The 14,761-nt window shown below is 61.2% G+C and carries 17 protein-coding genes; 10 read left to right on the top strand and 7 right to left on the bottom strand.

The genetic code is table 11. The features are described 5' to 3' along the window. Nucleotides 1–82: 82 nt before the first annotated feature. A complete protein-coding gene (locus tag BLS41_RS13000; protein ID WP_074765054.1) occupies nucleotides 83–571 on the top strand; it encodes an Lrp/AsnC ligand binding domain-containing protein in 489 nt (162 codons plus the stop codon). Nucleotides 572–664: 93 nt separating this feature from the next. Then, entirely contained in the window at nucleotides 665–1,813 is a 1,149-nt protein-coding gene (locus tag BLS41_RS12995) for a PA0069 family radical SAM protein (RefSeq protein WP_074766517.1), read from the top strand. A 20-nt stretch (nucleotides 1,814–1,833) separates the two neighbouring features. Here the strand turns inward: BLS41_RS12995 and BLS41_RS12990 are convergent, their stop codons facing one another. Both BLS41_RS12990 and BLS41_RS12985 read right to left on the bottom strand, forming a co-directional pair. Beyond that, complete coding sequence (locus BLS41_RS12990; RefSeq protein WP_074765052.1) at nucleotides 1,834–2,301, bottom strand: NINE protein; 468 nt, start codon at nucleotides 2,299–2,301, stop codon at nucleotides 1,834–1,836. A 228-nt stretch (nucleotides 2,302–2,529) separates the two neighbouring features. Beyond that, entirely contained in the window at nucleotides 2,530–3,714 is a 1,185-nt protein-coding gene (locus BLS41_RS12985) for a PQQ-dependent sugar dehydrogenase (protein WP_074765050.1), read from the bottom strand. 172 nt (nucleotides 3,715–3,886) lie between these two features. Between BLS41_RS12985 and rpsP the strand changes: the two genes are divergently transcribed. The 6 genes from rpsP to BLS41_RS12955 all read left to right on the top strand — a co-directional run bounded on the left by rpsP (nucleotide 3,887) and on the right by BLS41_RS12955 (nucleotide 8,192). After that, nucleotides 3,887–4,141 (top strand): 30S ribosomal protein S16, encoded by a 255-nt coding sequence (gene rpsP, locus BLS41_RS12980; protein WP_025600315.1) that lies wholly within the window; start codon nucleotides 3,887–3,889, stop codon nucleotides 4,139–4,141. Between the two features lie 120 nt (nucleotides 4,142–4,261). Next, nucleotides 4,262–4,996, top strand: coding sequence for a ribosome maturation factor RimM (gene rimM / locus BLS41_RS12975; RefSeq protein ID WP_074765048.1), 735 nt, complete (start codon nucleotides 4,262–4,264; stop codon nucleotides 4,994–4,996). 24 nt (nucleotides 4,997–5,020) lie between these two features. Beyond that, nucleotides 5,021–5,788, top strand: coding sequence for a tRNA (guanosine(37)-N1)-methyltransferase TrmD (gene trmD / locus BLS41_RS12970; protein WP_074765046.1), 768 nt, complete (start codon nucleotides 5,021–5,023; stop codon nucleotides 5,786–5,788). A 156-nt stretch (nucleotides 5,789–5,944) separates the two neighbouring features. Beyond that, nucleotides 5,945–6,331 (top strand): 50S ribosomal protein L19, encoded by a 387-nt coding sequence (gene rplS, locus BLS41_RS12965; RefSeq protein ID WP_074765043.1) that lies wholly within the window; start codon nucleotides 5,945–5,947, stop codon nucleotides 6,329–6,331. A 91-nt stretch (nucleotides 6,332–6,422) separates the two neighbouring features. Next, complete coding sequence (locus tag BLS41_RS12960; RefSeq protein WP_074765041.1) at nucleotides 6,423–7,139, top strand: CoA pyrophosphatase; 717 nt, start codon at nucleotides 6,423–6,425, stop codon at nucleotides 7,137–7,139. A gap of 114 nt (nucleotides 7,140–7,253) precedes the next feature. Further along, complete coding sequence (locus BLS41_RS12955; protein WP_074765039.1) at nucleotides 7,254–8,192, top strand: CobD/CbiB family protein; 939 nt, start codon at nucleotides 7,254–7,256, stop codon at nucleotides 8,190–8,192. A gap of 82 nt (nucleotides 8,193–8,274) precedes the next feature. Here the strand turns inward: BLS41_RS12955 and BLS41_RS12950 are convergent, their stop codons facing one another. Genes BLS41_RS12950 through BLS41_RS12940 form a run of 3 tightly spaced genes read right to left on the bottom strand, consistent with a single transcriptional unit; the run spans nucleotide 8,275 to nucleotide 10,806 of the window. Continuing rightward, nucleotides 8,275–8,595, bottom strand: a complete 321-nt coding sequence (locus tag BLS41_RS12950) for a putative signal transducing protein (RefSeq protein ID WP_074765037.1) — start codon at nucleotides 8,593–8,595, stop codon at nucleotides 8,275–8,277. A 1-nt stretch (nucleotide 8,596) separates the two neighbouring features. After that, on the bottom strand, nucleotides 8,597–9,550 hold the full coding sequence (gene rsgA / locus BLS41_RS12945; RefSeq protein WP_074765035.1) for a ribosome small subunit-dependent GTPase A: 954 nt from the start codon (nucleotides 9,548–9,550) through the stop codon (nucleotides 8,597–8,599). Next, complete coding sequence (locus BLS41_RS12940) at nucleotides 9,547–10,806, bottom strand: M48 family metallopeptidase (RefSeq protein WP_074765033.1); 1,260 nt, start codon at nucleotides 10,804–10,806, stop codon at nucleotides 9,547–9,549. The genes rsgA and BLS41_RS12940 overlap by 4 nt, the downstream gene beginning before the upstream one ends. A 170-nt stretch (nucleotides 10,807–10,976) precedes the next feature. Between BLS41_RS12940 and orn the strand changes: the two genes are divergently transcribed. Further along, on the top strand, nucleotides 10,977–11,585 hold the full coding sequence (gene orn / locus BLS41_RS12935; RefSeq protein WP_074765031.1) for an oligoribonuclease: 609 nt from the start codon (nucleotides 10,977–10,979) through the stop codon (nucleotides 11,583–11,585). 124 nt (nucleotides 11,586–11,709) lie between these two features. On the opposite strand, the gene mog is transcribed toward orn, so the two are convergent. Together mog and yjgA are read right to left on the bottom strand one after the other, a co-directional pair. After that, the gene (mog, locus tag BLS41_RS12930; protein ID WP_074765029.1) at nucleotides 11,710–12,360 is read right to left on the bottom strand and encodes a molybdopterin adenylyltransferase; all 651 of its coding nucleotides are present in this window, start codon (nucleotides 12,358–12,360) and stop codon (nucleotides 11,710–11,712) included. After that, nucleotides 12,341–12,952: a ribosome biogenesis factor YjgA gene (gene yjgA / locus BLS41_RS12925; protein ID WP_074765027.1), complete on the bottom strand. Its 612-nt coding sequence runs from the start codon at nucleotides 12,950–12,952 to the stop codon at nucleotides 12,341–12,343. The genes mog and yjgA overlap by 20 nt, the downstream gene beginning before the upstream one ends. Nucleotides 12,953–13,322: 370 nt before the next feature. On the opposite strand from yjgA, the gene pmbA reads away from it, so the two are divergent. Beyond that, a complete protein-coding gene (gene pmbA / locus BLS41_RS12920; protein WP_074765025.1) occupies nucleotides 13,323–14,693 on the top strand; it encodes a metalloprotease PmbA in 1,371 nt (456 codons plus the stop codon). Nucleotides 14,694–14,761: the final 68 nt, after the last annotated feature.

Below are 14,761 nucleotides of genomic sequence, written 5' to 3'. Positions count from 1 at the left end.
GATCGCCCAGTGTTAATCGCTATACTATTAACAGTCAGGCAGGTTTTGTTATTGTATTTTCAGAATTTTCAGAAAAAACACTATGCGAACACAGCGCCAACCGATCCGCGCACTCGACAAGCTCGATCACAAGATCCTGCGGCTTTTGCAGCAGGATGGCCGGATGGCCATGAAAGACCTGGCGGAACAGGTCGGGCTGTCGGTCACGCCATGCATTGAGCGGGTCAAGCGCATGGAGCGCGACGGCGTGATCACCGGCTACCACGCGCGTGTGAACCCCGCTGAGTTGGGCGCTGCGCTGCTGGTGTTCGTCGAGATCACGCTGGACCACAAGAGCGGCAACATGTTCGACCAGTTCCGGCGCGAGGTTCAGAAGATCCCTGAGGTGCTGGAATGCCATCTCGTGTCGGGCGATTTCGACTATTTGATCAAGGCACGCATCGGCGAAATGGCTGACTACCGGAAGCTGCTCGGCGACATCCTGCTGCAGTTGCCCGGCGCGGTGCAGTCGAAAAGTTATGTGGTGATGGAGGAAATCAAGGAAACGTTGACCATCTCGGTACCCGATTGAATGGCGGTTTGCGATGTGAAGTCAGGCTCGACAAACAGCGTAAACACTGTATATTTATACAGGTGTTCTGCGCTGTTTTTTGCGACTTCAATCGTGACCGACTCCGACCTCTACTCCATCCAGGAATTTCCGATCGCTCCGCCCACGCCTAAAAAGGGGCGAGGGGCAGTGACGAATGTGCAAGGCCGCTATGAAGTCGATCAGCGCGAGGTTGTGGACGACGGCTGGCTGCACGTTGCAGAAGTAGAAGGCGACGAGCCCAAAGTCTTGCGTACCCAGATTTTCGAAGAGCGGGCCAAGACTATTCTCACGCGCAATTCGTCACCGGATATCCCGTTTGGCGTGTCGTTGAATCCGTATCGTGGTTGCGAGCACGGTTGCATTTATTGCTTCGCGCGACCTACGCACAGCTATCTGGGGCTATCGCCGGGGCTCGATTTCGAAAGCCGGATCTACGCAAAGATCAACGCGCCTGAATTGCTCGAACGGGAGCTATCGAAGAAGTCGTATGTGCCGGAGCCGATTGCGTTAGGCGTTAACACAGATGCCTGGCAACCTGCCGAACGCGATCTCAGGCTAACGCGCAGGGTCGTCGAGGTGCTGGCTGAACGTAACCAGCCGTTTGCGGCCATCACGAAGTCATCGCTGATCGAGCGCGATATCGACATCCTCGCCCCGATGGCCGCGCGCGGGCAATTCATGGCCGCGATTACGATCACCACGCTGGACGCGGAGATTGCGCGCACGCTCGAACCGCGCGCGGCGACGCCGTCGCGCCGGTTGCGGACCATCCGCACGTTGAGCGAGGCAGGCATTCCAGTCGGTGTCAGCATTGCGCCGGTGATTCCGTTTGTCACCGAGCCAGACATGGAGCGCGTGCTCGAAGCTTGCGCGGAAGCGGGCGCGAGCAATGCGAGCTATATCGTGTTGCGATTGCCGTGGGAAGTCGCACCGTTGTTCAAGGATTGGCTTTCCGCACATTTCCCCGACCGAGCCGACCGTGTGATGAGTCGTGTGCGCGATATGCGGGGCGGCAAAGACTACGATTCGAATTTCGCCACGCGCATGAAAGGAGAAGGTTTGTGGGCCGATCTGCTCAGGCAGCGGTTTCACAAGGCGGTACGCCGCCTAGGGTTGAATCGGCGCGATCGGGGCATTCTCGATATGTCGCATTTTCGCCGGATCGAGCCGCAAAAGGCCGAGGAGCCGGCGCGAGTCAATTCACAAATGAATCTGTTCTAGCGCGGCTCGGGTGTGACTGCTTACTGGGAAAGTTCTTTAGCCGCCTCGACCTGATTTTCGAAATAGGTCTGAAACGTAATAGCGAGGGCGGTCATCAGCAGAAATGCACCGATCAGCAGCGAAAAGATCACGATGAAGATGACCGTCCAGCCTGATTGGCTTTTTTGTTGAGTGTGCGTATTGAACTGCGCGTCCCATTTTTCATCAGGACGCAGCCCATAGACGATTGCAGCGAGAAACGCCGAGAGTACGGACACGGTGCCGAAGAAGGCCAACACCCAGCCCGGCATCGAGGCCCGCTCGCTAGCGATCAGCAGCAATACGCCGGGAATGCCCATTAGCGTGCCGACCACATGCGCCCAGCCGTAGAAGTCGCGTTTGCCATACAGATAGAACCGATGAGCGCCGAGACTGCCCAGGAAGAACGCCAGTGCGGCGGTAATTGTCTTGGATCTGAAGCGCGTGGAAGCTGAGACCAGGGTGGACATGGAGTAGGGCGTGGGCAGAGTGGCAGGTGGTCGAAAGGAGTGGCACACCCGGTTCGGCGTGGACCGACGCGCATTCTACGCCCGCCTGGTGGGAGCGGTCACAAGGCGGGCGCGATAGGTAGTAGTGGAGGTGGTGAATGTCGCGTGCGAGGTTGTTGCGAACGGGGGGGGGGGGCGTTTTGGCGAGGCCCGCTGGAGTGGGCCTCCTTGTCGTAGAGATCGTCAAGACTAGGGTGCTGCGTACGTCACGCGGTAAATCGCGCCGGCGTAATCGTCGCTGATTAGCAATGAGCCGTCGGGGAGCGGCAGGACGTCGGCGGGGCGGCCCCAGACGTTTTCGCCTGGCTGGAGCCATCCTTCAGCAAAGACTTCCTGATGCGCATTGCCGCCATCCGGGTCGGTGATGACGCGCACGACGCGAAAGCCGACCTTTTTGCTGCGATTCCACGAGCCGTGCTCGGCGATGAAGATGTTGTTCTTATAGGCAGCCGGAAACATCGCGCCGGTATAAAAGCGCATGCCCAGCGCGGCAACGTGTGCGCCGAGTTTGACCACCGGGGGAGTAAATGCGCTGCACGGATGATCTTTGCCGAACTCGGGGTCGGGCGTGTCGCCGCCATGGCAATACGGGAAGCCGAAGTCCATCCCGGCGCGCGAAGCGCGGTTGAGTTTGTCGTTGGGAACATCGTCGCCCATTTCGTCACGGCCGTTATCGGTGAACCATATTTCGTGCGTCACTGGATGCCACGCAAATCCGACCGAATTGCGTATACCGCGAGCTACGACTTCGTAATGACTGCCGTCCGGGTCCATGCGGCCGATCATCCCGAATTTGTTGCGGTCTTTCAGGCAGACATTGCAGGGCGCGCCTTGCGGTACATACAGCTTGCCGTCCGGACCGAAGGCGATGAATTTCCAGCCGTGATGCGTTTCCGTGGGCAGCGTGTCGATGACCACCGCGGGTTTGGGGGGATCATTCAGGTGCGTATCAATTGCATCGAAGCGCAGTATTTTCGATACCGCCGAGACGTAGAGCGCGCCATCCCGCCACGCCACGCCGGCCGGACTTTCCAGGCCTGATGCGATCACGTGGCGCCCCGTCACGCGGCCGTTTTGCAGTTCGAGCGCGTAGACATGGCCGTCGAGGCTGCCTATATAGAGAATGCCTTTCGGCGAAAGCGCCATCGCGCGTGCGCTCGGCACGGCGTCTGACAGGACTTCGATGTGAAACCCCGGAGGCAACTTGATGCGCTCGACCGGTAGCGCGGCGAACGCCGAAAATGCATACCCCGCGACCAGCGACGCGGCCGCGCAACGCAAAATCCGACCGTGCGAAGCGCGTTGGAAAGAAGCAAGTCGAACGAAAACGAGAAAAAAAGCGAGCAAAAACGCAGTCGATGGCAGCAGTTTCACGGGCGCTCCGTCAAGTATTTCGGGCGTTTCGGCGTGGTCCTGGACCTTCGTCCGGACGGCCGGCGCAACGCGGTTACTCAGTTTATCGCCGTAAGTGTTTGTTATGGCGTCGGTTTCCCGCTATAATCGCGTGTTTCAGTCGTTCCGAACCCCGGTTTTCAAGGATTCTAGTATGGTCATCATCCGCTTGGCTCGTGGCGGCTCCAAGAAGCGCCCGTTCTACAACATCGTCGCAACCGATTCGCGTAACCGTCGTGACGGCCGCTTTATCGAGCGCGTTGGTTTCTACAACCCGGTCGCTACGAAGGGCGAAGCCCTGCGTATCGCTCAGGATCGCCTGACGTACTGGCAAGGTGTTGGCGCACAACTGTCGCCGACCGTCGAGCGTCTCGTGAAAGAAGCGCAAAAGGCGCAGCCGGCTGCTTAATGGTAGCTAGCATGCGTATCGTCGTCGGTTCGGCCGGCGGCTCGCGCAGCTTGCGTGAGCAGTCCGATGCGCCAGTTGTTTTACTGACGCAGACGTCGAAGCTGGCAGCGAGGTGTTGTTATGTCTGAGCGTGATTCCGGCAGTCCAGATCGCGTGAAGGCAAAAGCGGCAGGTCCGCGCGCGAAGACGTCTGATCAGGCGCCATTCGGTGCATTCGTCCGCAAGCCGGTCGAGCGAGCCGAAGGCAAGGCGAAAGCCAATGCTGCAAACTCTGGTTCCGCTGTAGCAGAAATGCGCGCGGAAACAGTGGAAAGCTGGCCGGCCGATGCGGTCGAGGTTGGCGCTATCGTCGATGCTTACGGCCTTAAGGGCTGGGTCAAGGTAGCTGCTCATGCAGATGCCGGGCATGGCGGCGATGCCCTGCTGAGTGCGAAACGCTGGTGGCTTCTAAAAGGTCACGAGCGCAAATCGGCGCCGTCATTGCAGGCGAAAACGCATAGCGACAGTGTGGTTGCCCATCTGGGCGGCGTGACTGACCGCGATGTGGCGCTGGCACTCCGCGGTACCCGCATTTATATCAGCCGCAGCGAATTTCCGGCTCTCGAAGCCGACGAATTCTACTGGGTCGACCTGCTCGGCCTGGATGTGGTGAACGTTGCCGGAGTCAATCTCGGCAAGGTTGCAGACATGATCGACAACGGTGCGCATTCGGTGATGCGTATCGAATATCCGGCTACTGACAAAAATGGCAAGCCGGTTGCCGGTGAGCGCTTGATCCCGTTCGTCGGCGTCTTTGTCAAAACGGTGGACCAGGCGGCGAAGCAGATTACCGTCGAATGGGAAGCCGATTACTAAATCATTCGCTGAACGGAGAGAGCGATGCAGTTCGATGTCGTAACGCTCTTTCCTGACATGTTTCGCGCGCTGACCGACTGGGGTATCACCAGCCGAGCCGCGAAACAGGAGCGCTATGGGTTGCGTACGTGGAATCCGCGCGATTTCACAACCGACAACTACCGCACAATCGACGATCGCCCGTACGGTGGCGGCCCCGGCATGGTCATGCTGGCCAAGCCGCTGGAAGACGCGGTCGGTGCCGCGAAGGCGGCTCAGGTAGAGCAGGGCATCGGCGCATCGCGCGTCGTGATGATGTCACCGCAAGGTGCTACGTTGAATCACGACCGTGTCATGCGGTTCGCTGCCGAGCCCGGTCTGATCCTGTTGTGCGGGCGCTACGAAGCGATCGATCAACGTTTGCTCGACCGTGTTGTCGACGAAGAAGTCAGTCTTGGCGACTTCGTGCTGTCGGGCGGCGAATTGCCTGCCATGGCATTGATGGACGCAGTCGTACGTCAGTTGCCCGGCGTGCTGAACGACTCGCAATCGGCGGTGCAGGACAGCTTTGTCGACGTGCTGCTTGATTGTCCGCATTACACACGTCCCGAGGAATACGACGGCGTGCGGGTGCCCGATGTGCTGCTCGGCGGTCATCATAAGGAAATCGAGGCGTGGCGTCGGCGCGAAGCCTTGCGCAATACGTTGACCAAGCGGCCCGATCTGATCGTGAAGGCCAGAAAGAACAAAATGTTGAGCCGTGCCGACGAGGCATGGCTTACGAGTCTCGCAAAAGAAGAGTCGAAGGCGTAAAGCCGCCGGTCTTTCGAGCGGACACCAGGCGGCGCCGCGCATGCGTGCACGGCGCCAGATGTGAACCCATCCTCTATCGGGGCCGTCGCCAAGCACGTAAGGAAACTGAGTGCGAGGCAGGTACGAACGCCGACAAGATGGATCTAGGAGTCAGTCATGAATCTGATTGCAATACTCGAGCAGGAAGAAATCGGCCGCGCCCTCGGCGAGAAGACCATCCCCGAATTCGCTCCGGGCGACACGGTGATCGTCAGCGTGAACGTGGTTGAAGGTACGCGTAAGCGTGTTCAGGCTTACGAAGGCGTCGTTATCGCCAAGCGTAACCGTGGTCTGAATTCGTCGTTCATCGTCCGTAAGATTTCGTCGGGCGAAGGCGTCGAGCGTACGTTCCAGACGTACTCGCCGCTGCTGGCAAGCATCGTCGTGAAGCGTCGTGGCGATGTGCGTCGTGCCAAGCTGTACTACCTGCGCGACCGTTCGGGCAAGTCGGCTCGAATCAAGGAAAAGCTGGTCTCGAAAGACCGCGCTGCTTCCCAAGCGTAAATGCTGTAAGAAAAAGCACCCCCTGTGGGTGCTTTTTTGTTTGCCAGGTCAAAATAGCGGCATACCCCAATCCGCCTATTCGAGAGACCCGTTGACCCGTCCCGTCTTTGAGCCCGAATTACTGCCTGTCGTCGCGACGGGCTCCCATCTGTCGCCGGTGACCGGCGAGCGTCTCACGCCCGATGGCCTGCGCGCACGCTTCGAGCAAAACCTCGCGTGGACGCCGGAGCCGATCATCGAAGCGCCGTGGCGCGATACCCACGCCGATCCCCGCGTTGCTGCCGTGCTGGTGCCGCTGGTGGTCCGCGAAAGTGGGCTGACGGTATTACTCACGCAACGTGCCGATCATCTGAACGATCATGCCGGGCAGGTGAGCTTTCCTGGCGGCCGTCACGAACCCTTTGACGACGACGCCACCGCGACCGCCTTGCGTGAAGCGCAGGAAGAGGTCGGCCTGGCGCCTTCCCGGGTCGAAATTCTTGGCGCATTACCCGACTACCTGACCGGCACCGGCTTCTGCGTGACACCTGTGATCGGTCTTGTCCATCCGCCGTTTGCGCTGAAAATGGACGCCCTCGAAGTGGCCGAAGTCTTCGAGGTGCCGCTCGCTTTCCTGATGAATCCCGCGAATCACGAAGAGCGCGTGTTCCGTTACGAGGGCGGCGAGCGCCGCTTCTTCGCGATGCCTTATCCGCGCGATGAATCGACGGTGGTCGACGACGGCGGCGGCGCGGTCGGTGGTCACCATTTCATCTGGGGTGCGACGGCGGCCATGCTGCGCAATCTGTATCGCTATCTTGCCGCGTAAATCAAGTCGGTCTGTGCAGTTGTCGCGTGTTTGTCAGCGCCTGCGCTCAGTCGCATCCGACCCTGTGCTATCGTTATAAATCAATCGTAAAACTTAAAAAGCACGGCGCATCGCATGACTTTTTTCTCCGTATTGCTGGCTCTGATCATTGAACAGGTACGTGCACTGTCACCGAATAATCCGGTGTCCGCGCTGCTTCAATACCACGCGGAGTCGGCGGCGCACGGATTCGATGCCGGCAAGCCCAAGCACGGCTTGCTCGCGTGGCTCGTGGTGGTGGTGCCTTGGACGCTGGTCGTCGCGCTCGTCTACTACGTGCTCTATCACATTCACTTTGCGCTGGCGTTTCTTTGGAACGTCGCGGTGTTGTATTTCACGCTCGGCTTCCGGCAGTTCAGCCACTATTTCACGGACATCCACCTCGCATTGAATAACGACGACGTGCCGCGTGCTCGCGAAATTCTCAACGAGTGGACCGGGCTCGATACCGTCGACATGCCCGTCAGCGAAATCGTGCGTCATACGCTTATTCACGCGGTCGTGGCGTCGCATCGGCATGTGTTCGGCGTGTTCTTCTGGTTTCTGATTCCGGTTGGGCCGGCGGGCGCGGTGCTCTACCGGATCGCCGAATATCTCGCGCGCGCGTGGGCACAGCCGGGCGACGAGCGTACCGCCGCGTTTTCGAGTTTCGCGCAGCGTGCGTTCTTCGTGATCGACTGGGTGCCGTCGCGGCTGACGTCGTTGGGTTTCGCGATTGTCGGCAATTTCGAGGACGCGATTTATGCGTGGCGCAATCACGCGCGTCAGTGGCCGGACGCTAACGACGGCGTGTTGCTGGCAGCGGGCAGTGGCGCGTTGGGTGCACGTTTGAGCGGGCCGCTGGCCGAGCCGTCGAGCCTTGACGCGCTTGCTACTGGCGACGGCGGTCCGATGCAGGTTGGCGACGATTGCACGCCGCGTACGCTGCAATCGGCGGTGGGTCTGGTGTGGCGCGCAGTCGTGCTGTGGATGATTCTGCTGCTGATGCTGACCATCGCGGTTTGGCTTGCCTGAGATCGGCTGGCCAGCGTAGCGCAATAAAAAACCGGGCATTGCCCGGTTTTTTTATTGCTTCATCAGCATTCGAATCACACCCTCAATCGTCCCGAGGATCACGCTCCGTCCCACACTGCCAGCACACGGTGAACTGCGCTTCCAGCGCTTCGCCGCACTGACGGCACCGCCAGCCCGGAGACCCCGCCGCCGGACCATGCCGCGCTGCCTCGATCAACCTTCGCGCGATCGCCTCGTCGCGCTCATCGACGAGCCACAACTCGGGCGCGCATTGATCCGCCGGGATATCGCCGAGAGCGCCGTTCAGATACCGGTTGTGCAACTCGGACGCGATGCCCGCCGTCGCCAGCACGTTGACCCAGTGCTGTCCGGTAATCAGATTCGGCGCGCGCATCAGTTTCATGTCAGCGGACGATCTGGCTGGCTTCGTGAACCAGTTGCGTATAGAGCGTATGCCGTTCGCGGCGGATGCGGCCATCGGCGACGGCTTCGAGAATCGCGCAGCCGGGCTCCTGCAAATGGTGGCAGTTGTAGAAGCGGCAATTCGGCAGCAGCGGCCGGAACTCGGGGAACGCGCGTTCGAGCCGTCCTTCGGTCAGGTGATGCAGGCCGAACTCCTGGAAACCCGGCGAGTCGATCAACGCGCCGCCTTCGCCATCCGCGCTATCGGGCAGCGGGTAGAGGCGGGTGAACGTCGTGGTGTGACGCCCGCTGTTCAACGCGGTCGAAATTTCGCGCGTGGCGACTTCGGCATTGGGAATCAGCAGATTGACGAGCGTGGATTTGCCCATGCCGGACTGGCCGAGCAGCAGCGTCGAATGACCATGCAGATGTTCGATCAACGCAGCACGCGCCGCGTCGGGCTGCGTCTTGATCGACACCTCGACGACCGTATAACCCAGCGCGCGATACGACTCGAGCCGCTTGCGCGCACCCTCGAGCGCGACCGTCACGTCAATCTTGTTCAGCACGATCAGCGGCTTCAGTTCGTTCGCTTCCGCTGCAACCAGCGCGCGGCCGAGCAGGTCCTCGCTGAAGTGCGGTTCGGTGGCGAGCACGATCAGCAACTGATCGAGATTGGCCGCGAACAGCTTCGACTTGTACTGATCCGAGCGATACAGCAGATTGCGCCGCTCGCCGATTTCGACGATCACGCCTTGATCCGCTGACGCCGACTCGTAAATCACACGATCGCCGACCGCTATTTCGCTGCGCTTGCCGCGCGGGAAGCATTGCAGCATCGGACCGCCGTCTTCGGGCGCGACCAGATAGTGGCGGCCATGCGCGGCTACGACGAGCCCGCCTACGCGCGTGCCGGACTGGGCGCGCGCCGCCTTCTTCAGGGAGCGGCCGCTCATGCGTGACGCATCAGTCGGTCGATCCGCTGCGATGCCGGCGGATGCGAGTAATAAAACGCGGTGTAAAGCGGATCGGGCGTCAGCGTCGACGCATTGTCCTCGTACAGTTTGACGAGCGCGTTGACGAGATCTTGCGCGTCGGTTTGCGTGGCGGCGAATGCGTCGGCTTCGAACTCGTGTTTGCGCGAGCTGAGGCTGCCGAGCGGCGTCACGAAGAACACGAACACCGGCAGCGCGAGGAAGAACAGCACCAGCGCAAGCCCGCTATTGCCGCCGATCAGCGACGGCCGCACGCCCAGGCCCTCGTAGAACCACACGCATTGCGTGAGCCAGCCGAGCAGCGCGAGCATCACGAGGCTGATCGCGAACGTGACCAGCATGCGTTTGATCACGTGACGGCGTTTGAAGTGACCGAGTTCGTGCGCGAGCACGGCTTCGATCTCGTTGCCCGACAGGCGCGCGAGCAGCGTGTCGAAGAACACGATCCGCTTGGCCGCGCCGAAGCCGGTGAAGTACGCGTTGCCGTGCGCGGAACGGCGGCTGCCGTCCATCACAAACAGGCCCTTGGCCGCGAAGCCGCAGCGCTGCATCAGCGCTTCGATGCGGCTTTTCAGCGCTTCGTCCTTCAGCGGCTCGAACTTGTTGAAAAGCGGTGCGATAAACGACGGATACAGCACCAGCACGAGCATCTGGAACGCGACCCACACGACCCACGTCCACAGCCACCAAAGGCTGCCGGCCTGATTCATCAGCCACAGCACGACGAACAGCAGCGGCAGGCCGAAGGCGGCGCCGAGCAGTACGCCCTTCAGACGGTCGACGAAGAAAATGCCCTTGCTCATCCGGTTGAAGCCGAAGCGCTGTTCGACGACGAACTGCCGGTAATACTCGAACGGCAGGTCGATCACGCTGGTGATCGCGATCACGGCCGCGACCAGTGCGATCTGGCCGGCGTAGCCGCGGCCGATCCAGTCGGAGATGGCGAGGTCGAGTGCCTGCACGCCGCCCAGCAGCGTGAGACCGATCAGCACGGCTGCGCTGACGACGATCTCGATCATCGTCAGACGGGTGCGCTCGATGGTGTAGTCGGCGGCGCGCTGGTGGGCGGCGAGCGCGATGGTGCCGGCAAACTGGCTAGGCACCTGCTCGCGATGTGCGGCGACGAAGCGGATTTGCCGCGACGCGAGCCATAGTTTGGTGCCGACCATCGCGACGACGGCGATGACGAACAGAACGGTGAAGTACAGGGTGGGCATCCGGGGATTCCGTGGTATCTATGCGAGAATTATATGTTTCTTCCCGCCTCGCGGCGGGGGGCGTTCAAACCGGCGCTCCAGCCGGGCGCCAGAACCAAATCTCATACGAACAATTTCCGTGGCAGGCGGCTTTTACAGCGGCCGTTTGCCCGGTCATCAGGGTTGCCTTCATGACTGACATCCTCGCATCCACCGAACAGCCGCTCGTACGCAGCGACATGAATCTTGTCTGGCTGGACATGGAAATGACCGGGCTCGAGCCCGACTCCGACCGCATCATCGAAATCGCGGTAGTGGTGACGAATTCGACGCTCGACCGGCTGGTCGAAGGCCCGGTGCTTGCGATTCACCAGAGCGACGAAACGCTCGCCAAGATGGATCAGTGGAATCAGAACACGCATGGCCGCTCGGGGCTGATCGACCGTGTGAAGGCGTCCACGGTGAGCGAAGCCGATGCCGTCGAGCAGATTCGCGAGTTTCTCGGCCAGTACGTGCCGCCGGGCAAATCGCCGATGTGCGGCAACTCGATCTGCCAGGACCGTCGCTTCATGGCGCGCTGGATGCCGGAACTGGAGCAGTTTTTCCATTACCGCAATCTTGACGTCAGCACGCTCAAGGAATTGTGCCGTCGCTGGCAGCCCGCGATTTACAAGGGTTTCCAGAAGCGCGCGATGCACACGGCGCTCGCCGACATTCACGAGTCGATCGACGAACTGAAGTACTACCGTGAGCATTTCCTGATTCCGGCCGCGCCGGAAGCTTCGGGTAGCGCTGAATAAGCGCGTAGTTTGATGCAGCAGCGGTGCTTGTCGTTGGGTCGCCGCCGCTGCTGACGACTTTTCGTGAAAGGTCGGGAACCAGCTTTCCCGGCCCACTCCGCAGCCGCGAACCGCCGGATTACGTCTAACCCTGCTGCGGCGCGCGCACCGCATTTTTCGGCCGGAACGCCTTCACCACGTCCGGACTGGTTTCCACATACGGCCCGCCAATCAGGTCGATGCAGTAAGGCACCGCCGCGAAAATGCCCGGCACCTTCACCGCGCCGGTTTCGGCATCGCGCAAACCTTCCAGCGTTTCCTTGATCGACTTCGGCTGACCCGGCAAGTTGATGATCAGCGCCGCGTGATCCGCCGTTTCGCGAATCACCGCCACCTGGCGCGACAAAATAGCCGTGGGCACGAAGTTCAGGCTGATCTGCCGCATCTGCTCGCCGAATCCCGGCATGTCTTTGGTCGCAACCGCGAGCGTCGCTTCGGGCGTCACGTCGCGGCGTGACGGACCCGTGCCGCCAGTGGTCAGCACCAGATCGCAGCCCACTTCGTCGACCAGTTCGGTCAACGTCGCGGAAATGGTCGGCGCGTCGTCCTGAATCAGACGCGTGACGACCTGCCACGGCGACGTCAACGCCGTGCCGAGCCATTCCTGCAACGCCGGAATGCCTTTGTCCTCGTAAACGCCGGTGGACGCGCGGTCGCTGATCGACACGAGGCCGATCACGATTTCGTCGGGATGATTGCGTTGGGCAGCCGCGGGTTTAATCGTCGCGGTCGTCATCGTCGTCGTCCAGCGCGGGGTCGGCGTCGGAATCGGACTGTGCCGACGGGCCGTCCGCGTTCTTGATCCACTGGAACAGTTCGCGGAAGTAGCGCGGCGGCTTGCTCTGCTGCGCTTCCTTGCGGGCGTTGCGGATCAGCGTGCGGCCTTGCTGCGGGTCGGCGTTCGGATGCTGGCGGATGAAATCGGTCAGTGCGGCGTCGTCGGCGAGCAGTTTTTCGCGGGTGCGTTCGATCCAGTGCAGCTTGGCCGTTTCGGCCTTGTTGACGCCGTTGTAGGTGTCGAGCGCGGTGCGCAGCGCGGCGGTTTCGTCGTCGAACAGCGAGCGCATCACGCGCCCGACGTACTGCACCTGGCGGCGTTTGCCTTCGTGATCGGTGATGCGGCGTGCTTCGCGTACGGCGTCGTCGAGCTTTTCGGGCATCGGCATGCGCTTGAGCGCGTCTTTGGGCAGCGCGATCAGCGCCGCGCCCAGCTCCTGAAGCTCGTGCATTTCGCGCTTGAGCTGGGACTTGCTGGGACGGTCGTAGCCGTTTTCGTCGACTTCCGGTTCGGCGGACTCGATGGGTTGAATGCGAGTTTTGCGTGTCATACCGATATTGTAGCGTGCCGGGCACCGCCGAACTCGCAAAGCGGCGGCAATCGGGGCTTCGCGGGTTGCGCGAGCAGCCGCGAGGCCCTTTAGCCGATCGCAGGTAAATGCCAGGCCGGCGTGGGCAATGCACTCGCAATTCACGGGGCCAAAGTGCGGCTCATGTGCGGCTCCTGTGCGGCGAGTGCCCAACCAGACACCCCGCTGAAACTCCAGACATTCCCCGCGCCAAATCCCCATGCAAATGCGAAGTGATTGCCAGGTACGGCGTCGCGTACCTTGCTATGATCGCGGGATGCTTGGTCACGCGTGCGCGTGGCATGTGCAAACACTCAAGGGCCGCTCGGCCCCGAACAGGATGGCAACGACAATGGCAGCAGACATGGACGTCAAGCAGCGCTTTTTTCCGCATACCCAGGATGAACTGAAGGAAATCGCCTCGGACATCCTTCGTCACGCGAAGTCACTCGGCGGCACCGACGCGGCAACCGAGATTTCCGAAGGCGACGGCCTGTCCGTCTCCGTGCGGCGCGGCGAAGTCGAGACGATCGAACACAACCGCGACAAGATGGTCGGCGTGACGGTGTTCATCGGCAACAAGCGCGGCAATGCGAGCACCTCCGACTTTTCGTCGCAGGCACTGAAAGACACGGTCGCGGCCGCCTACAACATCGCGCGCTTCACGGCGGAAGACGATTGCGCCGGTCTCGCCGAAGCCGAACTGCTCGAAACCGATCCGCGCGATCTCGATCTCTATCACCCGTGGAATCTGTCGGCGGATGAAGCGGTCGAAATCGCGCGTCGCTCGGAAGACGCCGCGTTCGCCACCGATCCGCAGATCAAGAACTCCGAAGGCGCAAGCGTCTCGGCGCAGCACTCGCAGTTCGTGCTGGCCACGTCGCGCGGCTTTATGGCCGGTTATCCGTACTCGCGTCACTACATTGCGTGCGCGCCGATCGCCGGCAGCGCCCGCAACATGCAGCGCGACGACTGGTACACGTCCACCCGTAACGCCGCCGATCTCGCCGATCCCGAAGCGGTCGGCCGTTACGCGGCGCAACGCGCGCTCTCGCGCATCGGCGCACGCGGTCTCGATACGCGCAAGGTGCCGGTGCTGTTCGAAGCGCCGCTGGCTGCGGGCATCCTCGGTGCATTCGTGCAGGCCACGAGCGGCGGCGCGCTGTATCGCAAGACATCGTTCCTCGTCGATAGCCTCGGCAAGCCGGTGTTCGCGCCGCACATCCAGGTGGTCGAAGACCCGCACGTCGCGCGTGCCATGGGCAGCGCGCCGTTCGACGAAGAAGGCGTGCGTACGAAACAGCGTTCGGTCGTGAAAGACGGCGTGGTGGAAGGCTATTTCCTGTCCACGTATTCCGCGCGCAAGCTCGGCATGCAGACCACCGGCAACGCGGGCGGCTCGCACAATCTGTCGTTCAAAAGCTCGAACACGCGTCCCGAAGACGATTTCGAAGAGATGCTGCGTAAGCTCGGCACAGGCCTGTTGTTGACCGAACTGATGGGGCAGGGCGTGAACTACGTGACGGGCGATTATTCGCGCGGCGCGTCGGGTTTCTGGGTGGAGAACGGCAAGATCCAGTATCCGGTCGAGGAGATCACGGTGGCGAGCACGTTGCAGGAAATGTTCCGCCATATCGTCGCGGTCGGCGCGGATACGATCACGCGCGGCACCAAGCAGACGGGTTCGGTGCTAATCGAGCGGATGACGATTGCCGGACAGTAAGCGGTTTTCGCCGCGAGCCGATTGAACGCCCGGCTGCCAACAAAAAAACGCCACGCAATATTTTTTGC

The organism is Paraburkholderia fungorum (assembly GCF_900099835.1).
Lineage (GTDB): Bacteria > Pseudomonadota > Gammaproteobacteria > Burkholderiales > Burkholderiaceae > Paraburkholderia > Paraburkholderia fungorum_A.
This window is presented reverse-complemented; position numbering and strand designations above follow the sequence as displayed.